Consider the following 23289-nt stretch of genomic DNA (forward strand, 5'->3'; position numbering starts at 1 on the left):
CCCATGCGAGGGTGGCGTCTCCCCCACGTGGGGGAGACGCCACCCTCGCATGGGGGAGGGAAGGGGGGAGGCCCGACGGCGACGCTTGAGCCATGAACCGCATCGAGATCCGCGAACTCACCAAGGACCACGGCGCCCAGCGGGTCGTGGACCACCTGACCTTCGACGTCCTGCCCGGCAGGGTCACCGGCTTCCTGGGGCCCAACGGCGCCGGCAAGTCCACCACCCTGCGACTGTTGTTGGGCCTGGACCGGCCGACCTCCGGCTCCGCCACCATCGGCGGGATCCGGTTCACCGACCTCGACCGCCCCCTGCACCGGGTGGGGGCGCTGCTCGACCCCCAGGCGGCCCACCCGGGCCGCCGGGCCCGCGACCACCTCCTCGCGCTCGCCGTCAGCAACGGCATCCCACCCGCCCGCGTCGACAGGGTCCTGGAGCAGGCCGGAATCGCGGCCGTCGCCCGCCGCCGCATCGGGACCTTCTCACTCGGCATGCGCCAGCGCCTGGGCATAGCCGCCGCCCTGCTGGGCGACCCCGGAGTGCTGCTCCTGGACGAGCCGACCAACGGCCTCGACCCGGAGGGCATCATCTGGATCCGCGAGCTGATGCGCGGCCTCGCAGCCGAAGGGCGCACCGTCCTCGTCTCCAGCCACCTGATGGCCGAGTCGGCGGCATTCGTCGACCACCTGGTGGTGCTGGGGCAGGGCCGGCTCCTCGCCGACACCCCGATGGAGGAGTTCATCAGTGCCCGCAGCACCCGCAGGGTGCGGTTGCGGACCTCGGAGCCGGCCCGGATGGGGGCGGCCCTGGCCCGGGACGGCTTCGAGCTGGTCGCCGCCGAGGAGGGGTGCTGGACCGTCGAGGGCCTACGGGCCGACCGGATCGGCACTCTCGCCGCCCGTGAGGGCATTCCCGTCCTGGAGCTGGCCGACGAGCGGGCCTCCCTGGAGCAGGCCTATCTCGATCTCACCGCCGACCGCGCGCAGTTCTCTGCCACCACCTGAATCCCGATGGGAGCCACCAGCGTGACCTCCGCAGCCCTGCCCACCGTCTCCGTCCTGCACTCGGAGTGGATCAAGATACGTTCCACCCGTTCGACCCTGGGATCTCTCCTGGCCGTCTTCGCGACCACCGTCGGCATCACCGTCCTCACCGCCGCCGCCATAGGCACCTCGGAACCGGGAGCACTGGGGGAGGACCGCCTGCTCGGGGCGTTCTTCGGGATCAACTTCGGCCAGATAGCGGCCGTCGCCTTCGGTGCCACGGCCTTCGCCGGCGAGTTCCGCGACGGAGCGCTGCGGGTGTCGCTCACCGCCGTGCCCAACCGGACCCGGCTGTACCTGTCGAAGGCCGCCACCGTGGCCGGACTCGCCTTCGTGGTCGGTCAGATCACCGGCCTGGTCACCTTCGTCGGCGGGCAGGCGCTGATGGGGGAGTACGCCCTCTCCCTGGGGGATCCGGGCACCCTGCGGGCGGTGTTCGGCAGCGGCGCCTATCTCACGCTGATCGCCCTGCTGTCGGCCGGTCTGACGGCGCTGGTGCGCAGTGGCACGCTGGTGATGAGCCTGCTCATACCCTTCCTGCTGATCGTGCCCTTCGTGGTCGGTCAGGTCGCCGACGGTGCGGGACAGTTCATGCCCGACCGGGCCGGCCAGGCGGTGATGCGGCTGGAGGTGCAAGGGACGCTCGGTCCGTGGAGCGGGCTCGCGGTGACCGCGCTGTGGGCCCTCGCATCGCTGGCGGTGGGGTGGCTGGCCGTGCGACGGCGCGACGCGTGACGCCGGACCAATTGTCAGTGGCCCCCGGAATACTGACGGTATGACCACGGCACAGCACCTCGACCTGATCGACCGGCTGCGGGCCCAGAGCTTCGTGGACATGCCGGTGCGCCTCGGGCGGCACAGCAGCGGCCCCGGCTACCACCTCGTCCGTCTGGAGGAGACCGGGGACTTCTGGGAGGACGACGGTTCGGGCCGCCAGGAGGCCGCCGACCAGATCAGCGCCGAGTACGCGGCCCTCACCCAGGCCCTGACGGAGCGCTGGGGGACGCCCCTGGTCTTCACGCTGCGCTCGCCGGCCGCCCTGGACAACGCGCCGGAGGCGCCGGCGCAGCCCTGGGAGGAACTGACGCACAGCACCGACCACGTGCACCTCTGGCGGGCGGAGGACCGGTGGCTGGTGGCCTGCGTGACGCAGTGGGGTGAGGAGGACCCCTACACACTGATGGCGGGGATCACGGTGATGGACCCCCCGTAGGACCGCGAAATCCGTTGTCGCCCGCCCGTGCGGTGGCCCTACTGTGGCGCGGTGCAGACTCAGGTGATCGTTCTCAATGGCGGATCCAGCTCGGGCAAGTCCGGTATCGCCCGGTGCCTGCAGGCGGTCCTGCCGGATCCGTGGCTGGTCTTCGGGACCGACACCCTGGTCGACGCGATGCCGGCGTCGATGCGGGCGATGGACGGGGGCATCGAGTTCGCTCCGGACGGCGAGGTGGTCGTCGGGCCCGCCTTCCGGGCATTGGAGGCGGCCTGGATCGAGGGGATCGCCGCGATGGCGCGGGGTGGGGCCCGGATCGTCGTCGACGAGGTGTTCCTCGGCGGGGCGGCGTCCCAGAAGCGCTGGCAGCAGGCTCTGGGCGGGCTGCGGGTGCTGTGGGTGGGTGTCAGGTGTGAGGGCGCGGTGGCCGCGGGCCGGGAGGTCGCGCGGGGCGACCGGACCGTGGGGATGGCCGTCTCGCAGGCGGAGGTCGTCCACCGAGGCGTGGTCTACGACCTGGAGATCGACACCACCCACGCCGAGTCGATGGAATGCGCGCGGGCCATCGCGGGCCGCGCCGAGTGATCGACGGCAGGGTCCGCCGCGCCTGAACGACCCCGAAGGACGGGGTGGTCCGGAACGCCCGGGCGAGGGGCACTCCTGAGCCTGCTCGGCCGGCGCCGGTCAGGGGGTGGGCGGAGCCTCCGCCGCCTCGCGGAGGCGTGCGTACTCCTGGGCCATGGACTCCGCGGTCCAGTGGGCGTTGAGCCCGCTGGGGTTGGGCAGCGCCCAGATACGGGTGGTACCGATGGTCCGGTCCTGAGGGCCGATCCGGGCCCGGCGGTCGTCGAAGGCGGTGCGGTAGGCGGTGACGCCGACCACGGCGAGCCAGTCCGGCCGCAACCGTTCGACCTTCGCCGTCAGGATCCGGCCGCCCTCACGGAACTCCTCCGCGGTCAGCTCGTCTGCGCGGGCGGTCGCCCGGGCCACGACGTTCGTGATGCCGAGGCGGTAGGTGAGCAGTTCCTCCTGCTCCTCCGGGGCCAGCCTGCGCGGCGTGAAGCCGGACAGGTGGAGGACCGGCCAGAAACGGTTGCCCGGCCGGGCGAAATGGTGGCCCGTCGCGGCGGACAGGAGCCCCGGGTTGATCCCGCAGAAGAGCACGCGCAGACCGCCCGCGACCACGTCCGGCAGGACGCGGTCGCGGGCGGCTTCGAGCTCGTCGGGGGTCAGAGGATCGACCCCGGCGCGTACCCGGCGGCCTCCGGGTGTTCCTTGGCGATGGCCTCGATCCGGGCGACCACGGTCGCGACCTGGTCGCCCGCGGCGCCGGTGAACGACAGCTTGTCGGCCATCAGGGCGTCCAGCTGCGCGCGGTCCAGCGGCATCCGCTCGTCGGCGGCCAGCTTGTCCAGCAGCTCGTTGCGCTCGGCACCCTGCTCGCGCATGGCGAGCGCGGACGCCACCGCGTGCTCCTTGATGACCTCGTGGGCGGCCTCACGGCCCACCCCGGCCCGCACCGCGCCCATCAGCACCTTGGTGGTGGCGAGGAAGGGCAGGTAGCGGTCCAGCTCACGGGCCACGACGGCCGGGAAGGCGCCGAACTCGTCGAGGACGGTCAGGAAGGTCTCCAGCAGGCCGTCGAAGGCGAAGAACGCGTCGGGCAGGGCCACGCGGCGGACCACGGAGCAGGAGACGTCGCCCTCGTTCCACTGGTCGCCGGCCAGCTCGCCGGTCATCGAGGCGTAGCCGCGCAGGATGACCATCAGGCCGTTCACGCGCTCGCAGGAGCGGGTGTTCATCTTGTGCGGCATCGCGGAGGAACCGACCTGGCCGGGCTTGAAGCCCTCGGTGACCAGCTCGTGGCCCGCCATCAGGCGGATGGTCTTCGCGATCGAGGACGGGGCGGCGGCGAGCTGCACCAGCGCGGTGACCACGTCGTAGTCGAGCGAGCGCGGGTAGACCTGGCCGACGGAGGTGAAGGCCTGGGAGAAGCCGAGGTGGGCGGCGATGCGCTGCTCCAGGTCGGCCAGCTTGGCGGCGTCGCCGCCCAGCAGGTCGAGCATGTCCTGGGCGGTGCCGACCGGGCCCTTGATCCCGCGCAGCGGGTAGCGGTCGAGGAGGTTCTCCAGGCGGTCGTAGGCGACCAGGAGCTCGTCGGCGGCGGTCGCGAAACGCTTGCCCAGGGTCGTCGCCTGCGCGGCGACGTTGTGGGAGCGGCCGGCCATGACCAGCTCGGCGTGCTCGCCGGCCAGCTTGCCGAGACGGGCCAGGACGGCGACCGTGCGGTCCCGCGCCAGCTCCAGCGAGAGCCGGATCTGCAGCTGCTCGACGTTCTCGGTCAGGTCGCGGGAGGTCATGCCCTTGTGCACGTGCTCGTGTCCGGCGAGGGCGTTGAACTCCTCGATCCGGGCCTTCACGTCGTGCCGGGTGACCTTCTCGCGCTCGGCGATGGAGGCGAGGTCGACGGTCTCCAGGACGCGCTCGTAGTCGGCGAGGGCGGCGTCCGGGACGTCGATGCCGAGGTCCTTCTGGGCGCGCAGCACGGCGAGCCACAGCCGCCGCTCCAGCGTCACCTTGTACTCGGGGGACCACAGGACGGCGAGCTCCGCGGAGGCGTAGCGGCCGGCCAGGACATTGGGGATGCGGGGCTTGGCTGTCACGTGTAGGGATTCTACTTGGGCCGCGGCTGTGCGTTTACGCAGGTGGGGGCGCCACCTGTGATGGTGTGTTGCTACAAGGGCGGCGAGGCCCCGTACGGCAGCAGTTCGGGCCTCTTGGAGGGGCGGCCGTCGCCCGAGGAGCGGCCCGTCAGGCGGCGGCCGATCCAGGGGAGCAGGTGCTGCCGGGCGAAGCGCAGGTCCTCGGTCCTGCGCACCTGCCAGCCGGGGGCCGCGGCGGGCGGCAGGGCGGCCCGCCAGTCCTCCTCCGGGGGCAGGCCCAGGCTCTGCCAGACCGCCTCCGCCACCCGGCGGTGGCCTTCGGCGGTCAGGTGCAGCCGGTCGACGTCCCACATGCGCGGATCGCCGAGCACCGGGGCCCCGTACAGGTCCACCAGCAGCGCCCCGTGTCGGGCGGCGAGCTCTTCGAGGATGCCGAACAGCTCTTCCATGCGCGGCCGGAAGCGTTCCATGACCGGACCGTTGCGGCCCGGGGAGCGCATCAGCACCAGCCGTCCGCAGGACGGGGCCAGCAGGGCCACGGCCTCTTCCAGGTGGCCGCGGACCCTGCCCATGTCGACCTTCGGCCGCAGGGCGTCGTTGAGCCCGCCCACCAGCGTCACCACGTCGGCGCCCATCGCCGCGGCGGCCGGCGCCTGGTCCTCGGCGATCTGCCCGATCAGCTTTCCGCGCACCGCGAGGTTCGCGTAGCGGAAGCCCGGCTCGCGCGCCGCGAGCCGGGCGGCCAGCAGATCGGCCCAGCCCCGGTAGGAGCCGTCCGGCAGCAGGTCGGACATGCCCTCGGTGAAGGAGTCGCCGATCGCGACGAAACTGGTGTAAGACGCATTCATCTCCATGGCGGAGCGATGCTACCGCGCGGTACCCCGACCCCGCAGGGCCGGGGACCGTGCGGCCGTCAGGCGGACGCGGGCCGGTCGAACAGCTCGCGCAGCACGTCCTCCATCGTCACCAGGCCCGTCATGGCCCCGTCCGCCCCGAGGACGGCCGCCAGGTGCGTACGGCTGCGCCGCATGGCGGTGAGCACGTCGTCCAGCGGGGTCTCCGCCCGCACCTGCGCGATGGAGCGCAGCTCGGACTCCGGGAACGGATCGTCCCGCTCCACCACGTCGAGGGCGTCCTTGACGTGCAGGTAGCCCAGGATCCGGCGCTGGTCGTCGACCACGGGGAAACGCGAGTACCCCGACTCGGCCGACAACAGCTCCAGCCCGTCCGCCGTGATGCCCAGCCGCGCCGTGACCACCCGGTCCACCGGCAGCACCACATCGGTGACCGGGCGCCGGCCCAGCTCCAGGGCGTCGTACAGCCGCTCGCTCGCCCGGTCGTCGATGAGCCCCGCGGCCATGGAGTCCTTGACGATCCGGGCCAGCTCGTCGTCCGAGAACGTCGCCGCGACCTCGTCCTTCACCTCCACCCGCAGCAGCCGCAGCAGCGTGTTGGCGAAGGCGTTGATCGCGAAGATCACCGGCTTCAGCGCCCGGGTCACGGTCACCAGCGGCGGGCCCAGCAGCAGCGCGGTGCGCACCGGCTCGGACAGCGCCACGTTCTTCGGCAGCATTTCCCCGAACAGCATGTGCAGGTACGTCGCCAGCGCCAGCGCGATCACGAAGGAGATCGCGTGCGTCAGCCCGGAGGGCACCCCGACGAGGTCGAAGAGCGGGGCCAGCAGGTGTGCGATGGCGGGCTCGGCCACCACGCCCAGCACCAGGGTGCACAGGGTGATGCCCAGCTGGGCCGCCGCCATCAGCGCCGACACGTGTTCCAGGCCCCACAGCACGGCTCGGGCGCGCCGGTCGCCCTGCTCGGCGTACGGCTCGATCTGGCTGCGCCGGACCGAGATCAGCGCGAACTCCGCGCCGACGAAGAAGGCGTTGACGACCAGGGTCGCCAGGCCGATCAGCAGCTGCACGACGGTCATCGGGCCCCCTCCGTAGGCTCGTCACCGGCGGCTTCGGCCGGAGCGTGCAGCAGCACGCGGGCGGCTCGGCGCCCGCCGGCGTCCACCACGTCCAGGCGCCAGCCGTCCAGTTCCAGGCTGTCGCCGACGGCCGGGATCCGGCCGAGTTCGGTGGCTATCAGCCCGGCCAGGGTTTCGTACGGGCCGTCCGGGACGCGCAGACCGATCAGCCGGAGCTGATCGGTGCGTGCGGCGCCGTCGGCGGAGTACAGGGCCCTGCCGGACTCGTCCGTACCGGCCGGGGCCAGGTCGGAGGTCTCGTGCGGGTCGTGCTCGTCGCGGACCTCGCCGACGACCTCCTCGACGATGTCCTCCAGCGTGGCCACCCCGGCCGTGCCCCCGTATTCGTCGATCACGACGGCCATGGTCTGCTTGCCGGAGAGCCGGTCCAGCAGCCGGTCCACCGTCAGGGACTCCGGTACCAGGAGGGGCTCGCGCAGCAGCTGCGAGACGGGATGGCGGTGCCGCTCCGCGGCGGGCAGCGCGAGCACGTCCTTGATGTGGACGGTGCCGACGACGGTGTCGAGGCTGCCCCGGTAGACGGGGAAGCGCGACAGTCCGGTGGCCATGGTCGCGTTGGCCACGTCCTCGGCGGTGGTCTGCACGTCGAGGGCGGTCACCTGCACGCGCGGGGTCATCACGTTCTCCGCGGTGAGGTCGGCCAGGTTCAGGGTCCGCACGAACAGCTCGGCGGTGTCCTTCTCCAGCGCGCCCGCCTTCGCGGAGTGCCGGGCCAGGGCCACCAGCTCCTGGGGGCCGCGCGCGGAGGCCAGCTCCTCGGCGGGTTCCATGCCGAACCGCCGGACCATGTGGTTGGCGGTGGTGTTGAGATGGCTGATCAGGGGCCGGAAGGCGCGGCTGAAGACCCGCTGCGCCGTGGCGACGCGCTTGGCGATGGCCAGCGGGGAGGAGATGGCCCAGTTCTTGGGCACCAGCTCGCCGACGACCATCAGCACCACGGTCGACAGGGCGGTGCCCAGCACCAGGGCAGTGGAGGAGGCGGCGGTGGCCGAGAGCCCCATGGCCTCGAAGGGCCCCTGGAGCAGGGCGGCGATCGAGGGCTTGGAGATCATGCCGATGACCAGGCCGGTCACCGTGATGCCGAGCTGGGCGCCGGAGAGCTGGAAGGTCAGGCTGCGGACGGCCGCCAGGGCGCTGTCGGCGCCCCGCTCGCCGCGCTCGACGGCGCGTTCGAGCTCGCTGCGCTCGACCGTGGTCAGCGAGAACTCGGCCGCGACGAAGACTCCGCAGGCAAGGCAGAGCAGCAGGGCCACGACGAGCAGGAGCACTTCGGTCATCGGTCGTTCACCTCCGTCCCATGATCGGCCAGGAGGAGGGGGGCCGCGCGATGTCGTGTGCGGGCATGTCGGGGACTGGGAGGCTCGCCCATGGGCGGACGCTCACACCTTTCGTCTTCGTCGAACCAGGACCGTTTCCCACATGGTAAAGGAAGGGCAAAGGTGAAGCGTCGCTCTTTTGGTCGAGCGGGCGCGGCTGGTCCGTCCGCCCCCCGGCCGGCGTCCCGCAGGGTGGAAGTCGGTGGCGGGGCGCCGGTGGGTCGTGCTTGGCTCCCGCGCATGACCGAATTTCAGATACGTACCGCCGCCGCGGCCGATGCCGAGAACGTGCTCGCCTTCTGGAAGGAGGCGGCCGAGGGCACCTCGATCACGGACGACGTGGACGGTGTGACCCGGCTCATCGCCCGTGACCCGCAGGCCCTGATCCTCGCGGAGTCCGACGGGGTCCTCGTCGGCTCCGTGATCGCCGGCTGGGACGGATGGCGGGCCTCCCTGTACCGGCTCGCCGTACTGCCCGCCCGCCGCCGTCAGGGGATCGCCTCGGCACTGCTGGAGGCGGCCGAGCTGCGCTTCGTCGCGGCCGGTGGCCGGCGCGGTGACGCGATGGTCCTGGAGGCGAACGAGCGGGCGCACCGGATGTGGGCGGCGGCCGGCTACGCGCGCGAGGACCGCTGGCGTCGGTGGGTGAAGCCGTTCGCGCAGGCGTGAGGAGGGGCTCGCGCACCGGCCAGGATCGGGGGCGGGCCCGGCCGGCGCGGGGAGTCCGAAGGCCGGCGGCCGGGTGAACCGGGACCCGGATCCGCCGGGCGGGTGAACGCTCGGGTATGAGGCCGTAAGTAGGGGGTGACCTGCTACTTCAGACCGATTGACGAGTGCCGGGGGCCCGGGGCGATCATCGTTGATGTCAGCGGATGTCCGCGGTGCAGGGGGGCAAGATCATGTGGGGCAAGTGGATCGGATGCAGTGTGCCGGCGGCCGGACGGGAGCGTTTCTCCGAGGGCCAGCGGGGGTGGGCGGTGATCGCCGGGCAGCGGGGTCTGGTCGGACAGGTGGGCGGCTGGGACCCCGCCACGGGCCGTGCCCACGTCCTGGGCCTGTGGAGCGACGCGGGGGCCTACCGGCGCTTCATGGAGGAGCGGCACGACCGGGTGTTCGCCGGGACCGGCGGGCGGGGCGGTTACGGCGCCATCGAGACGGCCGACGGTGAGACCCTCCTCGACATGCCGGGCGACGCGGCGGGCCTGCCGGCGGCACTCGGGAGCGCGACGCTGCTGCGGGTCGCCGACTGCCGCCTGCTGCCGGGCCGGGCCGAGCACTTCCTGGAGGTGCAGCGCGACGTGTGGGCGCCGGGCATGGCGGCGGCCGGAGGGATGCTCGCGGGCACCGTCACCAGCCTCGGCGACCACCGCCGACTCGTCACCACCCTGTGGTCCGGCCCGGAGCCCCACGAGCGGTACGTCGCCGGCCACCTTCCGGCCCTGCGCGCCCGTGCCGGGCTCCGGGAGGATCTCCATGCGATGACGGGTCACCTCATACCCCTGGAACCCGGCTGGCGCGTCCTGCCGGTCCCGGCGGTCACCGCGGGCTGACGTCGGGGGAGGCGGCGGGCCTCCCTCCCGTCCCCCGGTCTTCTTCCTTCGGCGGGTGCGGGTGGGTCAGGAGGGGCGGGGGATGTAGGCCAGGCCGTGTGCACCGGGCTCGGCGAGTTTGGCGATGTCCAGCCGGGCCAGGGTCCCCAGCGTCTCCAGGTCGACGACGTCGACGGTGGACGAGATCACGCACGCCACGTAGGCGATCCGGCCGTCCGGCGAGGACGTGATGGTCAGCGGGAAGCGCCCGACCTCCACCTCGCCGAGCCGCTCGCGGGTTTCGGCGGAGAAGACCGTGAGGCGGCCGGGGGCGTGGCTGCCGAGCCGGGAATTCGGGTCGGGGGTCATGCACAGCTCGCCCGCGAGCAGCTTCCCCGTCGACGTCAGGTGTACGGGGAGGACCACGTCGCGCGTGGGCAGGGTGTCGACGACGGACGCCGTCCGGGCGTCCACCACCCTGATGCCCGGGGTCGGCCGCTCCTCGGCGGCGGAGAAGGAACCGGCGTAGGGCGCGGCGACGAAGGCGTGCGTGCCGTCGGCGGAGACGGCCAGGCCCTCGCTGCCCGGCACCTCGGCCTTGCCGGTGAGGACGCCCCTTTCGAGGTCGACGATCGACACGAACGGCGCCTCCTTGTTGGTGGCGTAACCCGTCCTGCCCGCCGCGTCGATGGCGAACCAGTGCGGACCGGGCGCGTCGGTGTCGATCCTGCCCACGGGCCGGCGGGTCCGGGTGTCGACGACCACGACGCCGCCGGGCCGGTCCGCCGAGCCCTCGACGCTGACGTAGAGGAGCCGGCGGGCCGGGTCCAGTGCCAGGCCGTGCGGACCGTGTTCCGGGGCGAGGTCGACGACCTCGACGATCCGGCGGGTGTCGGGGTCGATGACGGTCAGTTCGGTGCGCCGGCCGCCGTTCGCGTGGTAGTAGCCCGAACGGTACGCCGTGGTGCACCACAGCAGGCGCTCCGCGGGGTCGAAGCACAACTCGTGGGGCTCGGCGAGGACTTCCACCGAGCCGAGGTGCCGGTCGGAGGCGGCGTCGAAGAACGAGACCGTCGGTCCGCTCTGGCTGACCACGGCAAGGACGTCGCCGGCACGGCCGGCGCGCTGGAACTGCTGCATGGAGGATCCCTGAGGAAGAAGGAGCAAGAGGCAACGCCGCGTGTTCTCGCGGCCCTTCCCACTCTGGGCGCCGAACGCCTCCACAACCATGCAAGGATCGGCATCCCATAGTTAACCCAGGCGTAAATATGCAGGTCAGGAGTGCTGATGGATCTCAACTTGCTGCGGGTGCTGGACACCTTGCTGCAGGAGAACAGCGTGACCCGCGCCGCGGAGCGGCTCGGTACCTCCCCCGCCGCGGTCAGCCGCACCCTGGCCCGCCTCCGCCGCACCGTGGGCGATCCCCTGCTGGTCCGGGCGGGCCAGGGTCTGGTCCCGACCCCGCGCGCCCTGGAACTCCGCGAGGAAGTAAGGGCGTTGCTGCGCGGATGCGACAACGTCCTGCGTCCCGGGGCCGGTTTCGACCCGGCGCACCTGCACCGCACCTTCACCGTGCAGGCCACCGACCTGCTCCTGGTGGGGCTGGCCGGGGCGCTGACCGACCGCATCCACGCGGAGGCCCCGAACGTGGACGTGGTCTTCCTTCCGGAGTCGGTGGAAGGCGGCCCCGGGCTGCGGCAGGGCTGGGTGGACGTCGAACTCGGTGTCCTCGGGCACCTGGACCCCGAGATCCTGACCCGGTCCCTCACCCGGATGCGGCTGGTCGGGGTCGCCCGCAGCGGTCACCCCCTCTTCGACCGGCGGATCGACGCCCGCAGCTTCGCCGCTGCCGACCACATCGGCATATCCCGGCTCGGCAAGCGCGTGGGACCCATCGACGGCGCGCTCGCGGAACTCGGGCTGCGGCGCCGGACCGCGGTGATCGTGCCCAGCCACACGAGCGCGATGCTGCTCGCCCGCGACAGCGACCTCGTCGCGCTCACGCCGGCGGACTGGCTCACCGACACGATCACCGCCCTGGGCCTGCGGACCTTCCCGATCCCGCTCGACCTGGCTCCGCTCGACATCGGGATGGCCTGGCACCCCCGCAACGCGGCCGACCCGGGACACCGCTGGCTCCGCGACCTGCTGGCGGCCGGGTTCGCGGAGCCGCCGCGGGAGGGGGCGGTCAGTCGCGGGAGCGACGGGCCGTGCCGATGACGCAGTAGGAGGTGGGCAGGGCCGGGCCGCGTTCGGGCAGGCGGAAGGAGCGGTGCGAGACGATCCGGAAGCCGGCCGCCTCGATCGCGGCGAGCGGGTCGCGGGCGGTGTGGCAACCGCCGAAGAGCCGGGGCCACACGGTCCGGTCGAGCGCCCGCTGGACGGTCGCCATACCGGGACCGGGGGCCAGCCCGTGTTCCAGGAACCGCAGCTCCGCTTCGGGCCGCAGCACCCGGTGGAGCTCGGCGAGGGCACGAGGGAGGTTGCGTACGGTGCACAGCACCAGGGAGGCCACGGCAGCGTCGAAGGCCTCGCTCTTCACCGGAAGGGCTTCCGCGACCCCCGGTACGAGGTCCACCGGCACCTCGGCGCGCAGCGCAGCCGCGGCAGCGAGGCGGCGCAGGGAGCGCTCCGGTTCGACCGCGACGACCTCGGAGACGGCACGGGGGTAGTGCGCGAAGTTCAGGCCGTTGCCCGCGCCGATCTCGATGACGCGGCCGGAGACCCCGTGCAGGAGCTCCCGGCGCAGGACGCCCATGCCGATGCGGGTCTCGGCGGCGGTGCTGGCGCGGGCGTAGAACCGGGCGAAGTGCGGGTGGTGGACCGTATCGGGGGGAGGTGCGGGCGGCACGGCGGACCTCCTGGCGCGGGTCGGGGGCGGGCACGGGTGCGCGTCCTGCCGGGCAGGTTCCCCGTCCCGGCGCGCGGTGAAACCGGAATGCCGGGAACCGCTGCGGGCAGCCGGGGCGACGGGGCGGGTGGGGAAGGGGGCGGGGCCCGGGAGTGAGGTTCGCGGGCGAGGTTCGCCGGCGCGGTTCGGGAGTACGGCCGGGAGCGCCTCGGGGCGGGAGGTGATAATCGGCAGTCCGGGCAGCGCACTTGGGGGCGGAGCCCGCGAGGAGGGGAGACCACGTGACATCCCGCACCACCCGTGTCCCGCTCACGGCCGCCGGGTTGCTGGCCGTCGGCGCACTGCTGCTGACCGGCTGCGACGCGGCTCCGGCGGAGCGCCCGAAGGCGGCGGCGGCCCCGCCCGGTCCGGAGGTGTTCTTCGCCGAGGTGGCGGCGCGCTGCGCCGGAGCCGGGTCGGGTGCCCCCGCCTCGGCGCCCGCGGAGCAGGAGCTGCCGACGGACCCGGAGGCGCGCAAGTACGCGGAGAACCACGGCTACCGGCAGCAGGCCGGGCTGTCCGCGGAGGGCACGTGCCGGGGGGACGCCCATGCGGCGCGGATCAGGTCGGCGCTCGCCGGGAAGCCACCGCGCACCGCCGACGAGCTGACCGGGCTGCTCCGCGGCCTCGGGTACCCGGTTGGCCCCGGTGACGTGGTCGACGGGGCCGGTGGGGCCGGTGGAACAGGTCCCGGTTTCGCGCTGTGGATCCCCGGGAGCGGCCCGTGCGTGGAGGGGACGTCCGCCGCCCCGGCCCGGGTCGAGGCCCACGGGCCGTACGCGGAGGGCGGCTGCCGCGAACCGAAGGGCGGCCACTGACGACCGCCCGGCGCCGGCCGGAAACGGGTTCGCCCTCCCGCCCGGCCCGGTGACCGCACCGGGGGAGGGAAACCGGCCCGCCCGGCGGCCCGCCCGGCGGCGGGGCCCCGGTCCGATCACCGGACCGGGCGGTCCTCACCTCCGGGCGGTCACGCCTCCCGCCGGAGGCCTGCTCCCCGGGGGGCAGATCACCGGGGAGGCGGGCAGACCACCGGGATCCCCCGTCCACCGGGTCGGCCGCGCCGACCGGGAGTCAGGCCGGCCACTTGGCCAGGAAGGACTCCGCCGACCAGGTGCCGTGCAGGCGGGGGGCCAGCCAGCCGGGGGCGGCCGTGCGGAACGCGGCGGGTTCCAGCGCGCCGGACCCCTCCGGGACGGCTCCCAGCAGCGGGATCCCCGACACGTCGGGCAGGTCGGCGAGGTTGCAGCGGGCCGCCAGGCCGGGCGCGGCGGGCCAGCTGCCGACCACCACCCCGAACGGGCTCAGGTCCCGGGCGCGCAGGGCCTCCGCGGTCAGGGCGGTGGCGTTCAGCGTCCCGAGTCCCGCCGGGGCGACGACCAGGACCGGGGCCGCCAGCAGCCGCGCCGCGTCGGCCAGGGTGTGGCCCTTCTCGTCGAAGCGCACGAGCAGCCCGCCCGCGCCCTCCACGAGGACGAGGTCGTGGTCGGCGGCGAGCCGCGAGGCCGCCTCCGCGATGGCGGCGGGCGCGAGCGTCGCCAGCCCGGAGCGCCGCGCGGCGGTGTCCGGCGCCAGCGGCTCGGGGTAGCGGACCAGTTCCAGCGCGGTGACGGCCGGGCCGGCCAGGCGGACGGCCTCGGCGACGTCCCCGGGCTCCCCGGGGCCGACACCGGTCTGCGCCGGCTTGAGGACCGCGACCGAACGCCCGGCGGCCACGGCGGCCGCCGCGATCGCCGAGGTGACCACGGTCTTGCCGATTTCCGTGCCCGTTCCGGACACGACGAGTACGGGCATGTCAGCCTTCCTGGGCGGCCGCGAGAACGGCCTGGCAGATCCGTGCGAGATCGGCGTCGCCGGTGACGTAGGGGGGCATCACGTAGACCAGGTCGCGGAACGGCCGCACCCAGACGCCCTCCCCGACGGCCGCCCGCGTCGCGGCCCGGACGTCGACGTCGTGGTCGAGCTGGACCACGCCGATCGCGCCCAGCACCCGTACGTCCCGGACACCGGGAAGCGCGCGGGCCCCTTCGAGCCCCTCGCGCAGTCCCGCCTCGATCCGCTTGACCTCGCCCGCCCAGTCCTGCCCGAGCAGCAGCTCGACGGAGGCGAGTGCCACCGCCGTGGCGAGGGGGTTGCCCATGAAGGTCGGGCCGTGCGCGAGCACCGGAACCTCGCCCCGGGAGATCCCGTCGGCGACCCGCGGGGTGCAGAGGGTGGCCGCGAGGGTGAGGTAGCCGCCGGTCAGCGACTTGCCGAGGCACATCACGTCCGGGGTGATCCCCGCGTGGTCGGCGGCGAAGAGCGCGCCGGTGCGGCCGAAGCCCGTCGCGATCTCGTCCAGGATCAGCAGGACCCCGTACTCGTCGCACAGCTCGCGCAGCACCCGCACGTAACCCGGGTTGTGGAAGCGCATGCCGCCCGCGCCCTGCACCACCGGCTCGACGATCACCGCGGCCAGCTCGTCCGCGTGGGCGGCGATCAGGCCGCGCAGGTGGTCGGCGTAGGCCGGGTCCACGGGGGTGTCGAAGTCCCCGGGCGGCGCGTCGGCGAAGACCTGCTGTGGCAGGTGGCCCTGCCACAGCTCGTGCATCCCGCCGTCGGGATCGCACACGGCCATCGGCTGCCAGGTGTCGCCGTGGTAGCCGCCGCGCCAGGTCAGCAGCCGGGTCTTGCCGGTGCGGCCGAGCGAACGCCAGTACTGCAGGCACATCTTGACGGCGACCTCGACGGAGACGGAGCCCGAGTCGGCGAGGAAGACGTGTTCGAGCCCCGGCGGGGTGATCTCGACGAGCCTCGCGGCCAGCCGGACGGCGGGCTCGTGGGTGAGCCCGCCGAACATCACGTGCGACATGCGGCCCAGCTGCGCGGTCGCCGCCTCGTTCAGTGCCGGGTGGTTGTAGCCGTGGATCGCCGACCACCAGGAGGACATGCCGTCGATCAGCTCGTCCCGTCCCTGCGCGGGGGCGGCGAGCCGCAGCCGGACGCCCGAGGCGGAGGAGACCATCAGGGCCTCCTGCCGCCCCGGCATCGGCCCGTACGGGTGCCAGACGTGCTGCCGGTCGAGGTCGAGCAACCGCGCGGTGTCCGACGCCCGGTCGAGCGGGTCGTGCAGGGGGTACGGGTCACGCATTGGGGGCGAGGTCCGTTCCCGCGCCGCGGCGGCGCACCGCCACCAGGTCCGGGCGCACCTCGCCCGCCTCCGCCTGGACGGGTACGGGGGCTTCCTCCGCGTGCCCGGAGCAGCCGCCGCACGCCGAACCGCAGCCGCCCCCGGCCGCGTCGGCCGGACCGCCCGAACCGCAGACCGAGGCGCCGCCCGCGTGCGAGCCGCAGCCTCCGCCGGCCTTCGCTTCGGAGCGGTGCGCGGGCAGGGTCGTCGTACCGGCGCCCTCCACCTCGAAACCGGCGTCCGCGATCATGTCGAGGTCGGCCTGGCCGGCCTGGCCCTCACTGGTGAGGTAGTCGCCGAGGAAGATCGAGTTGGCCACGTGCAGCGCGAGCGGCTGCATCGAGCGCAGGTGCACCTCGCGGCCGCCGGCGATGCGGACCTCCACGTCGGGGCAGACGAACCGGACCATCGCCAGGATCCGCAGGCAGCGCTGCGGGGTGAGGTTCCACTCCTTGGCCAGCGGGGTGCCCTCGAAGGGGATCAGGAAGTTGACCGGCACCGAGTCCGAGTCCAGCTCGCGCAGGGAGTAGACGACGTCGACCAGGTCCTCGTCGCTCTCGCCCATGCCGGCGATCAGACCGGAGCAGGCCGACAGGCCGGCCGCGTGCGCCTTCTGCACCGTATCGACACGGTCCGCGTAGGTGTGCGTCTTGGTGATCGAGCCGTACGTGGCCTCGGAGGTGTTGAGGTTGTGGTTGTAGGCATCCGCACCCGCGTCGCGCAGCTTCTCGGCCTGCCCGTCGGCGAGCAGACCCAGACAGGCGCACACCTCGACGCCCTCGTTCTGCTCCTTGATCGCCGCGATGGTCTTGCCGACGCGGTCCACGTCACGGTCCGTCGGGCCGCGTCCGCTGGCCACCAGACAGACCCGCTTGGCGCCGCCGGCGACGCCCGCGGCGGCGGCCTGGGAGGCCTCCTCGGGCTTCAGCCACGTGTACTTGAGGATCTCGGCCTTCGAGCCGAGCCGCTGCGAGCAGTACGAGCAGTCCTCGGGGCACAGCCCCGACTTCAGGTTGACCAGGTAGTTCAGCTTGACGCGGCGCCCGAACCACTGGCGGCGCACCTTGCCGGCCGCGGCCACCACGTCGAGCAGTTCGTCGTCGGAGGTCGCCAGTACGGCGAGCGCCTCTTCACGGGTCGGCAGCTCGCGCCGCAGTCCCTTTTCCACCAGGGTGTTCAGCAGGTCCATGGGCCCGATCCTGGACCACGCGAGCACTCCCGGCCAAGGAGAGAACGGACAACATGGCCTGAAGGGAGTGTGTGGATCGCCACACCAGTCCCTCGGGTCGCGGCGGCTAGGGTCGAGCAGATCTGTCGACTGCCGACAAAACACGAGGACCGCCGATGACGCAGCACACCCCGCAACCCCAGGACGTCTTCGCCTGGATCGACGGCGCGGAGCGGGCCCGAGAGCAGGCGGGGCTGGTGCGGACGCTGCGCCCGAGGGCCGCCTCCTCGCCCCTGCTGGACCTGGCGAGCAACGATTACCTGGGTCTGTCCCGGCATCCCGGGACCGTGCGCGGGGCGTGCGAGGCCGCCGAACGCTGGGGCGCCGGCGCCACCGGATCCCGCCTGGTCACGGGCACCACCGAGCTGCACACCGAACTCGAACGGGAACTCGCCGATTTCGCCGGTTTCGAGGCGGCCCTGGTGCTTTCCTCCGGATATGCCGCGAACCTCGCCGCCGTGACGGCGCTCAGCGAGCGCGGCACCCTGGTGGTCTCCGACGCCGGGAACCACGCCTCGATCGTCGACGGCTGCCGGCTCTCGCGCGCGGAGGTCGAGGTCACCCCGCACAGCGATCCGGAATCCGTCCGCAAGACCCTCGCCGGCCACGGCGGGCGCGCCCTGCTCGTCACCGACTCGGTCTTCTCGGTGGACGGGGACGCGGCCCCGCTCGCCGCGTACGCCGCGGCCTGCCGGGCCGAGGGCGCCGCACTGGTCGTGGACGACGCGCACGGTCTGGGGGTGCTCGGCGAGGGGGGCCGGGGGGCCCTGCACGCCGCGGGGCTGGCGGGTGCGCCCGGCGTGGTCGCGACGATGACCCTCTCCAAGTCGCTGGGCAGCCAGGGCGGGGCGGTGCTGGGCCCGGCCAAGGTCATCCGGCACCTGGTCAACACCGCGCGCGCCTTCATCTTCGACACCGGGCTGGCCCCGGCCGCCGCCGGCGCCGCACTGGCGAGCCTGCGCCTGCTCCGGCGCGAACCGGAGCGCGCGGCCAGGGTCCGGGAGGTGGCCGCCGAGTTGTACGAGCGGCTCACCGCGTCCGGCCTGACCGCGGCCCGGCCGGACGCGGCCGTGGTGTCGGTGCGGGCCCCGTCGGCTTCGGCGGCACTGCGCTGGGCCGCCGACTGCCGCGAGGCGGGTCTGTCCGTGGGGTGCTTCCGTCCGCCGTCGGTGCCGGACGGCATTTCCCGGCTGCGGCTGACCGCTCGGGCCGATCTCACGGGGGACGAGATCGTCCGGGCCGTCGGGACGGTCCTGCGGACCGCTCCGGCCGGAGCCACGGACCGGTAGGCGTCAGCGGCCCGGTGCGACCGGGTCGTGCAGGTCCGCCCGGACCGAGGCGAGGAAGCCGTCCCAGGCCGGCCCGGTGAAGAGCACGGCCGGGCCGTCCGTCCGCTTGGAGTCGCGGACGGCCAGCAGACCGCCGGTGAGGGCGGCCGCTTCCACGCAGTTGTTCATTCCGGTGCTGCGGCTGCTCCGCAGCCACCGCGCGCTGTTCAGAAGTCCGCTGCTGGATAAGGGGGTTGCGGACACGGGGGGTGCCTCCTTACGCGTCGTCAGCGAGTGAGCTGATGAGATCCGACGAGTCACGGGGCGGGAGGGCGTGTGCCTGGATGGTGCGGAACGCGGCCCCATAGGCCTCCAGGTCTTCCTTCCGCTCCAGATAGAGGCTACTCGTCAAATGGTCGAGTACCACCACATCCAGATCGGCGATGTTCGGAAATGAGAAAATGACGAAGGGGCCCGTCAGGCCGAGATGACCCCCCACGGTGAACGGCAGCACTTGCAGACGCACTTGGGGCAGCCGGGCCACCTCCACCAGATGCCTCAGCTGCTTCCGCATCACCCCCGGCCCCCCGATCTGCCGCCGCAGCACCGCCTCGTCCAGGACGGCGCTCAGCTCCAGGGGCGGATCCGACCGCAGCACGGCCTGCCGGGCCAGCCGTACGTCGACCAGCGCGTCCACCTTCGGCTCCGGCAGCCCGCCCAGCGCGGCCCGGGTCACGGCCCGCGCGTAGTCCGGGGTCTGCAACAGGCCGGGCACGACGGAGAGTTCCACCGTGCGGGCCGCCCGGGCCCCCGCCTCCAGGCTGATGAAGTCGCGGTATTCCTGCGGGAGCAGGCCCCGGTAGTCGTGCCACCACTGCCGGCCGCGCGCGGCGTCCCCGTGCGCCGAGGGGCCGGCCGCCGAGGCGCCCAGGGCTTCCAGCAGGGCGCGCTGCTGCGGACTCACCACCTCGCCGTAGGCGTCGAGCAGCAGCCGGATGTCCGCTGACTTCACGCCGCTGCGGCCCGTTTCGATGCGGCTGATTTTCGACTGGTGCCATCCGACGATCCGGGCCACCTCGCCACTGGTGAGTCCGGAGCGGTCGCGGAGGGCGCGCAACTCCTCGCCGAGCTTGCGCCGACGCACCGCGGGACCGTGCTGCATACCCGCTCTCCTTCCACCGGCACGGCTCGTGCCGGTCTGCCGTCCAAATACGCTCTTCCGTAGCAGAGTTCACCGCATTGAGCGACAGATATATGCATATCTTGGGGGATCGGCGGAAACGGCGGCACGATGGGTGGCACTCTGGCGCTCAGCGTAGATCCGGGGCGGTTCCGTCCCGGTGGGAAAGGGACGTCGCCATGGCAGATCAACTGGAAGCATCCGTCACTCTGCCGAGCGATCCGGTCTCGGTCGCCGCCGCCCGCCGGTACGTCGCGCAGGTGCTCGGCGAATGGGGACTTCCCGAGGACGCGGAGACCGCCGACACCGTCCGGCTGATCGTCTCGGAGCTCGCGACCAACTCGGTCCAGCACACCTTCGGCCAGTCCCCGACCTTCACCGTCGACGTCCGCCTGGAGCGCGAGGAGTGGCTGCGCGTCGGAGTCACCGACAGCCACCCGCGCTGGCCCAGGCGGCTGCCCGCCGCCGTGCAGCAGGACAACGGCCGCGGGATGGTCATCATCCGCTGGCTGGCGGCGGAGGCGGGCGGCAGGCTCTCGGTCAGCCCGACCGCGGACGGGGGCAAGACCGTGTGGATCGCGCTCCCCTGGCCGGCCGGAGCCCCCGCGCGGACCACCCGCGGCTGCTGACCGGCGTCCCTCCCCGGCCCGCCGTCGTATACGGCGGCCGCGCCGCCGAGGGTCCGGACAGGTGAACCGGGTACGTTCCGGAAACGTGGGTTAACTCGGCGGAAAAGTGCGGGCCCTAACGTGAGGGGCCGGGCTCCTCCGCCAACGATCAGCCATGGGCCGGTAAAGGGCCGGTGATCCGGACGGAAAGCCTCTCTCTGCGTTGGGCAAGACATGCTTGGCATGGATATGCACAGGTCAACAGAGTGTTGAAGGTCGGTACGGTCGCTGTGGCGCGATGTTGATCATGTCCCGGAAGCTTGGTGATATCAGGTGCAATTGACACCGCACGAACAAGAAAGACTCATGATCCACGTGGCGGCGGACGTGGCCGAGAAGCGCAGGGCGCGCGGGGTCCTGCTGAACCACCCCGAGGCCGTCGCGCTCATCACCTCGCACATCCTCGAAGGCGCCCGTGACGGGCGGACCGTGGCCGAGCTGATGGCCTCCGGCCGCACCGTGCTCACCCGCGCCCAGGTCATGGAGGGCATCCCCGAGATGATCCACGACGTCCAGGTCGAGGCCACGTTCCCGGACGGCACCAAGCTCGTCACCGTCCACGACCCCATCGTCTGAACGGGAGCGACCAGATGATCCCCGGCGAAATCGCCTTCGGGGACGGTCCGGTGCGCCTGAACGAGGGCCGCCCCGTCACCCGCATCACCGTGCTCAACTCCGCCGACCGGCCCGTCCAGGTCGGCTCCCACTACCACTTCGCCGAGGCCAACCCCGGCCTCGACTTCGACCGCCGGGCGGCCCGCGGCCTGCGCCTGAACATCGCCGCCGGCACCGCCGTCCGCTTCGAGCCCGGCATCCCCGTCGCCGTGGAGCTCGTCCCGCTGGGCGGGCTGCGCACCGTACCCGGACTGCGTGGAGAGACCGGAGGGCCGCTCGATGGCTGAGATCTCGCGTCGGCAGTACGCCGACCTCTTCGGGCCGACGAAGGGCGACCGGATCCGGCTCGCCGACACCGACCTCTTCGTCGAGATCGAGCAGGACCTCAGCGGCGGACCCGGCAACTCCGGTGACGAGGCCGTCTTCGGCGGTGGCAAGGTCATCCGCGAGTCCATGGGACAGGCACGCACGACCCGCGCCGAGGGCGCCCCCGACACGGTGATCACCGGCGTCGTGATCCTCGACCACTGGGGCATCGTCAAGGCCGACCTCGGCATCCGCGACGGCCGGATCTGCGGCATCGGCAAGGCGGGCAACCCCGACACCATGGACGGGGTGGAGCCCGCGCTCGTCATCGGCCCCGAGACCGAGATCATCGCCGGCAACGGGAAGATCGTTACCGCGGGCGCCATCGACACCCACATCCACTTCATCTCGCCGACCGTGATCGACGAGGCCCTCGCCTCCGGCATCACCACCCTCGTCGGCGGCGGCACCGGCCCGGCGGAGGGCTCCAAGGCCACCACCGTTACCCCGGGCCCCTGGCACCTGGCCCGCATGTTCGCGGCCCTGGAGGCCTACCCGGTCAACATCGGCCTGCTCGGCAAGGGCAACACCATGTCCCGCGAGGGCATGCACTCCCAGCTGCGCGGCGGCGCCCTCGGGTTCAAGATCCACGAGGACTGGGGGGCCACCCCCGCCGTCATCGACGCCTGCCTGAGCGTCGCCGACGAGACCGGCGCCCAGGTCGCGATCCACACCGACACCCTCAACGAGGCCGGGTTCGTGGGCGACACCCTCGCGGCCATCGCCGGGCGGACGATCCACTCGTACCACACCGAGGGCGCGGGCGGCGGGCACGCGCCCGACATCATCACCGTGGTCTCCGAGCCGAACATCCTGCCCAGCTCCACCAATCCCACCCGGCCGCACACCGTCAACACGGTCGAGGAACACCTCGACATGCTGATGGTCTGCCACCACCTCAACCCGGCCGTCCCCGAGGACCTCGCCTTCGCCGAGTCCCGGATCCGGCCGTCCACCATCGCCGCCGAGGACGTGCTGCACGACCTCGGAGCCATCTCCATCATCTCCTCCGACTCCCAGGCCATGGGCCGGGTCGGCGAGGTCGTGATGCGGACCTGGCAGACCGCGCACGTGATGAAGAAGCGACGCGGCTTCCTGCCCGGCGACGGCCCCGCCGACAACCACCGGGCCCGCCGCTACGTCGCCAAGTACACGATCAACCCCGCCGTGGCCCAGGGCCTCTCCCGCGAGGTCGGGTCGGTCGAGGTGGGCAAGCTCGCCGACCTGGTGCTGTGGACGCCGGCCTTCTTCGGCGTCAAGCCCGAGGTGGTCGTCAAGGGCGGTCAGATCGCCTACGCGCAGATGGGCGACGCCAACGCCTCCATCCCCACCCCGCAGCCGATCCTGCCCCGCCCCATGTTCGGCAGCATCGGAAGCGCACCCGCACTGAACTCGCTCAACTTCACCGCGCAGGCCGCGATCGACGACGAGCTGCCCGAACGGCTCGGACTCGGCAAGCAGTTCACGGCCATCGAGAACACGCGCAAGGTGGGCAAGGCGGACATGCGCAACAACGACGCCATGCCCCGGGTCGAGGTCGACGCCGACACCTTCACCGTCACCATCGACGGGGAGGCCGTGGAACCGGCGCCCGCGACGGAACTGCCCATGGCACAGAGATACTTCCTCTTCTGATGCGGCAGACCCCGATGGAGCCCGCCCCGACGGAGCACACCCTGATGGAGCCCGGCCGATGAGCCTCGCCGCGCTGCTCGTGCTCGCGGACGGCCGCTTCCCCGCCGGAGGCCACGCGCACTCCGGCGGGGCGGAGGCCGCCTGCAAGGCGGGCCGCATCCACGACGCCGCGACCCTGGCCGACTTCTGCCGGGGCCGCCTCCACACCGCCGGGCTCAGCGCCGCCGCCCTCGCGGCGGCCGCCGCCCTCGGTCTCGACCCGGTGGAGCTCGACGCCGCCGCCGACGCCCGTACGCCCTCACCCGCGCTGCGCGCCGCCGCGCGCCGCCTGGGCCGGCAGCTCATGCGGGCCGCCCGCGCCACCTGGCCCGACCCCGCGCTCGACGCGCTGGCCGCGGCCTTCCCGCGCGGGGCGCACCAGCCCGTGGTGCTCGGCCGCACCGGCCGGATGGTCCTCGACGGGGTAGACACCCTCGCCGAACCGCTCGCCGAGCAGGCCCTCGCCTCGGCGCGCGG

The 23289-nt window shown here is 73.0% G+C and carries 26 protein-coding genes; 14 read left to right on the top strand and 12 right to left on the bottom strand.

The genetic code is table 11. The features are described from left to right. Nucleotides 1–92 precede the first annotated feature (92 nt). The 4 genes from ABZW32_RS33600 to cpt are packed head-to-tail and all read left to right on the top strand — an operon-like array spanning nt 93 to nt 2841. Entirely contained in the window at nt 93–1004 is a 912-nt protein-coding gene (locus tag ABZW32_RS33600; protein WP_356223439.1) for an ATP-binding cassette domain-containing protein, read from the top strand. Nucleotides 1005–1025: 21 nt separating this feature from the next. Continuing rightward, nucleotides 1026–1778, top strand: a complete 753-nt coding sequence (locus tag ABZW32_RS33605; RefSeq protein WP_356223442.1) for an ABC transporter permease — start codon at nt 1026–1028, stop codon at nt 1776–1778. A gap of 40 nt (nt 1779–1818) precedes the next feature. Beyond that, nucleotides 1819–2256, top strand: coding sequence for a hypothetical protein (locus ABZW32_RS33610; protein ID WP_356223445.1), 438 nt, complete (start codon nt 1819–1821; stop codon nt 2254–2256). Between the two features lie 51 nt (nt 2257–2307). Then, complete coding sequence (gene cpt, locus ABZW32_RS33615; RefSeq protein WP_356223447.1) at nt 2308–2841, top strand: chloramphenicol phosphotransferase CPT; 534 nt, start codon at nt 2308–2310, stop codon at nt 2839–2841. 99 nt (nt 2842–2940) lie between these two features. Here cpt and mug read toward each other — a convergent pair whose 3' ends face one another. The 5 genes from mug to ABZW32_RS33640 all read right to left on the bottom strand — a co-directional run bounded on the left by mug (nt 2941) and on the right by ABZW32_RS33640 (nt 8189). Beyond that, nucleotides 2941–3489, bottom strand: coding sequence for a G/U mismatch-specific DNA glycosylase (mug, locus tag ABZW32_RS33620; RefSeq protein WP_356223500.1), 549 nt, complete (start codon nt 3487–3489; stop codon nt 2941–2943). Next, nucleotides 3486–4919 (bottom strand): adenylosuccinate lyase, encoded by a 1434-nt coding sequence (purB, locus tag ABZW32_RS33625; protein ID WP_356223450.1) that lies wholly within the window; start codon nt 4917–4919, stop codon nt 3486–3488. Before purB ends, mug begins: the two co-directional genes overlap by 4 nt. Nucleotides 4920–4990: 71 nt before the next feature. After that, nucleotides 4991–5773 (bottom strand): SGNH/GDSL hydrolase family protein, encoded by a 783-nt coding sequence (locus ABZW32_RS33630; RefSeq protein WP_356223453.1) that lies wholly within the window; start codon nt 5771–5773, stop codon nt 4991–4993. A gap of 59 nt (nt 5774–5832) precedes the next feature. Continuing rightward, on the bottom strand, nt 5833–6852 hold the full coding sequence (locus ABZW32_RS33635) for a hemolysin family protein (RefSeq protein ID WP_356223456.1): 1020 nt from the start codon (nt 6850–6852) through the stop codon (nt 5833–5835). Next, nucleotides 6849–8189, bottom strand: a complete 1341-nt coding sequence (locus tag ABZW32_RS33640; protein WP_356223458.1) for a hemolysin family protein — start codon at nt 8187–8189, stop codon at nt 6849–6851. Before ABZW32_RS33640 ends, ABZW32_RS33635 begins: the two co-directional genes overlap by 4 nt. Before the next feature lie 279 nt (nt 8190–8468). Between ABZW32_RS33640 and ABZW32_RS33645 the strand changes: the two genes are divergently transcribed. Together ABZW32_RS33645 and ABZW32_RS33650 are read left to right on the top strand one after the other, a co-directional pair. Further along, complete coding sequence (locus ABZW32_RS33645; RefSeq protein ID WP_356223461.1) at nt 8469–8897, top strand: GNAT family N-acetyltransferase; 429 nt, start codon at nt 8469–8471, stop codon at nt 8895–8897. Between the two features lie 203 nt (nt 8898–9100). Then, nucleotides 9101–9778: a DUF4937 domain-containing protein gene (locus ABZW32_RS33650; RefSeq protein WP_356223463.1), complete on the top strand. Its 678-nt coding sequence runs from the start codon at nt 9101–9103 to the stop codon at nt 9776–9778. A 66-nt stretch (nt 9779–9844) separates the two neighbouring features. On the opposite strand, the gene ABZW32_RS33655 is transcribed toward ABZW32_RS33650, so the two are convergent. Beyond that, nucleotides 9845–10897 (bottom strand): YncE family protein, encoded by a 1053-nt coding sequence (locus ABZW32_RS33655; protein ID WP_356223465.1) that lies wholly within the window; start codon nt 10895–10897, stop codon nt 9845–9847. A 147-nt stretch (nt 10898–11044) separates the two neighbouring features. On the opposite strand from ABZW32_RS33655, the gene ABZW32_RS33660 reads away from it, so the two are divergent. Then, nucleotides 11045–11977, top strand: coding sequence for a LysR family transcriptional regulator (locus ABZW32_RS33660; protein ID WP_356223468.1), 933 nt, complete (start codon nt 11045–11047; stop codon nt 11975–11977). Here ABZW32_RS33660 and ABZW32_RS33665 read toward each other — a convergent pair. Further along, nucleotides 11946–12608: a class I SAM-dependent methyltransferase gene (locus ABZW32_RS33665; RefSeq protein ID WP_356223470.1), complete on the bottom strand. Its 663-nt coding sequence runs from the start codon at nt 12606–12608 to the stop codon at nt 11946–11948. The genes ABZW32_RS33660 and ABZW32_RS33665 overlap by 32 nt on opposite strands. Before the next feature lie 281 nt (nt 12609–12889). On the opposite strand from ABZW32_RS33665, the gene ABZW32_RS33670 reads away from it, so the two are divergent. Continuing rightward, complete coding sequence (locus tag ABZW32_RS33670) at nt 12890–13465, top strand: hypothetical protein (protein WP_356223473.1); 576 nt, start codon at nt 12890–12892, stop codon at nt 13463–13465. A 253-nt stretch (nt 13466–13718) separates the two neighbouring features. On the opposite strand, the gene bioD is transcribed toward ABZW32_RS33670, so the two are convergent. The 3 genes from bioD to bioB all read right to left on the bottom strand — a co-directional run bounded on the left by bioD (nt 13719) and on the right by bioB (nt 17002). Then, on the bottom strand, nt 13719–14438 hold the full coding sequence (gene bioD, locus ABZW32_RS33675) for a dethiobiotin synthase (protein WP_356223476.1): 720 nt from the start codon (nt 14436–14438) through the stop codon (nt 13719–13721). A 1-nt stretch (nt 14439) separates the two neighbouring features. Further along, the gene (locus tag ABZW32_RS33680; RefSeq protein WP_356223502.1) at nt 14440–15672 is read right to left on the bottom strand and encodes an adenosylmethionine--8-amino-7-oxononanoate transaminase; all 1233 of its coding nucleotides are present in this window, start codon (nt 15670–15672) and stop codon (nt 14440–14442) included. Between the two features lie 94 nt (nt 15673–15766). After that, nucleotides 15767–17002: a biotin synthase BioB gene (gene bioB, locus ABZW32_RS33685; RefSeq protein ID WP_356223478.1), complete on the bottom strand. Its 1236-nt coding sequence runs from the start codon at nt 17000–17002 to the stop codon at nt 15767–15769. Nucleotides 17003–17157: 155 nt separating this feature from the next. Here bioB and ABZW32_RS33690 point away from each other — a divergent pair, with 155 nt between their 5' ends. After that, the gene (locus ABZW32_RS33690) at nt 17158–18330 is read left to right on the top strand and encodes an 8-amino-7-oxononanoate synthase (protein ID WP_356223480.1); all 1173 of its coding nucleotides are present in this window, start codon (nt 17158–17160) and stop codon (nt 18328–18330) included. A gap of 3 nt (nt 18331–18333) precedes the next feature. On the opposite strand, the gene ABZW32_RS33695 is transcribed toward ABZW32_RS33690, so the two are convergent. Both ABZW32_RS33695 and ABZW32_RS33700 read right to left on the bottom strand, forming a co-directional pair. Continuing rightward, nucleotides 18334–18573 carry a DUF397 domain-containing protein gene (locus tag ABZW32_RS33695; protein WP_356223483.1) on the bottom strand — a complete coding sequence of 80 codons (240 nt, stop codon included), beginning with the start codon at nt 18571–18573 and terminating at the stop codon, nt 18334–18336. Nucleotides 18574–18586: 13 nt separating this feature from the next. Next, nucleotides 18587–19471: a helix-turn-helix transcriptional regulator gene (locus ABZW32_RS33700; protein ID WP_356223485.1), complete on the bottom strand. Its 885-nt coding sequence runs from the start codon at nt 19469–19471 to the stop codon at nt 18587–18589. Nucleotides 19472–19668: 197 nt separating this feature from the next. On the opposite strand from ABZW32_RS33700, the gene ABZW32_RS33705 reads away from it, so the two are divergent. The 5 genes from ABZW32_RS33705 to ABZW32_RS33725 all read left to right on the top strand — a co-directional run. Beyond that, complete coding sequence (locus tag ABZW32_RS33705) at nt 19669–20118, top strand: ATP-binding protein (RefSeq protein WP_356223488.1); 450 nt, start codon at nt 19669–19671, stop codon at nt 20116–20118. A gap of 312 nt (nt 20119–20430) precedes the next feature. Next, nucleotides 20431–20733 carry an urease subunit gamma gene (locus tag ABZW32_RS33710; RefSeq protein WP_280919855.1) on the top strand — a complete coding sequence of 101 codons (303 nt, stop codon included), beginning with the start codon at nt 20431–20433 and terminating at the stop codon, nt 20731–20733. 14 nt (nt 20734–20747) lie between these two features. Continuing rightward, nucleotides 20748–21059, top strand: a complete 312-nt coding sequence (locus tag ABZW32_RS33715) for an urease subunit beta (RefSeq protein ID WP_356223491.1) — start codon at nt 20748–20750, stop codon at nt 21057–21059. Then, nucleotides 21052–22773 carry an urease subunit alpha gene (locus tag ABZW32_RS33720; protein ID WP_356223494.1) on the top strand — a complete coding sequence of 574 codons (1722 nt, stop codon included), beginning with the start codon at nt 21052–21054 and terminating at the stop codon, nt 22771–22773. The genes ABZW32_RS33715 and ABZW32_RS33720 overlap by 8 nt, the downstream gene beginning before the upstream one ends. 58 nt (nt 22774–22831) lie before the next feature. Beyond that, nucleotides 22832–23289: urease accessory UreF family protein (locus tag ABZW32_RS33725; protein ID WP_356223497.1), on the top strand; the 458-nt coding region annotated here is incomplete at its 3' end.

The sequence above is a fragment of the Streptomyces sp. NPDC004667 genome (assembly GCF_040609475.1).
In the GTDB taxonomy this organism is placed as follows: Bacteria; Actinomycetota; Actinomycetes; order Streptomycetales; family Streptomycetaceae; genus Streptomyces.

Coding starts and splice junctions, on each gene's coding strand:
- ABZW32_RS33600 (WP_356223439.1), top strand. CDS start 93: ATGAACCGCATCGAGATCCGCGAACTCACCAAGGACCACGGCGCCCAG.
- ABZW32_RS33610 (WP_356223445.1), top strand. CDS start 1,819: ATGACCACGGCACAGCACCTCGACCTGATCGACCGGCTGCGGGCCCAG.
- ABZW32_RS33630 (WP_356223453.1), bottom strand. CDS start 5,773: ATGGAGATGAATGCGTCTTACACCAGTTTCGTCGCGATCGGCGACTCC.
- ABZW32_RS33635 (WP_356223456.1), bottom strand. CDS start 6,852: ATGACCGTCGTGCAGCTGCTGATCGGCCTGGCGACCCTGGTCGTCAAC.
- ABZW32_RS33640 (WP_356223458.1), bottom strand. CDS start 8,189: ATGACCGAAGTGCTCCTGCTCGTCGTGGCCCTGCTGCTCTGCCTTGCC.
- ABZW32_RS33645 (WP_356223461.1), top strand. CDS start 8,469: ATGACCGAATTTCAGATACGTACCGCCGCCGCGGCCGATGCCGAGAAC.
- ABZW32_RS33650 (WP_356223463.1), top strand. CDS start 9,101: ATGTCCGCGGTGCAGGGGGGCAAGATCATGTGGGGCAAGTGGATCGGA.
- ABZW32_RS33655 (WP_356223465.1), bottom strand. CDS start 10,897: ATGCAGCAGTTCCAGCGCGCCGGCCGTGCCGGCGACGTCCTTGCCGTG.
- ABZW32_RS33660 (WP_356223468.1), top strand. CDS start 11,045: ATGGATCTCAACTTGCTGCGGGTGCTGGACACCTTGCTGCAGGAGAAC.
- bioD (WP_356223476.1), bottom strand. CDS start 14,438: ATGCCCGTACTCGTCGTGTCCGGAACGGGCACGGAAATCGGCAAGACC.
- ABZW32_RS33680 (WP_356223502.1), bottom strand. CDS start 15,672: ATGCCGGGGCGGCAGGAGGCCCTGATGGTCTCCTCCGCCTCGGGCGTC.
- bioB (WP_356223478.1), bottom strand. CDS start 17,002: ATGGACCTGCTGAACACCCTGGTGGAAAAGGGACTGCGGCGCGAGCTG.
- ABZW32_RS33690 (WP_356223480.1), top strand. CDS start 17,158: ATGACGCAGCACACCCCGCAACCCCAGGACGTCTTCGCCTGGATCGAC.
- ABZW32_RS33700 (WP_356223485.1), bottom strand. CDS start 19,471: ATGCAGCACGGTCCCGCGGTGCGTCGGCGCAAGCTCGGCGAGGAGTTG.
- ABZW32_RS33705 (WP_356223488.1), top strand. CDS start 19,669: ATGGCAGATCAACTGGAAGCATCCGTCACTCTGCCGAGCGATCCGGTC.
- ABZW32_RS33715 (WP_356223491.1), top strand. CDS start 20,748: ATGATCCCCGGCGAAATCGCCTTCGGGGACGGTCCGGTGCGCCTGAAC.
- ABZW32_RS33720 (WP_356223494.1), top strand. CDS start 21,052: ATGGCTGAGATCTCGCGTCGGCAGTACGCCGACCTCTTCGGGCCGACG.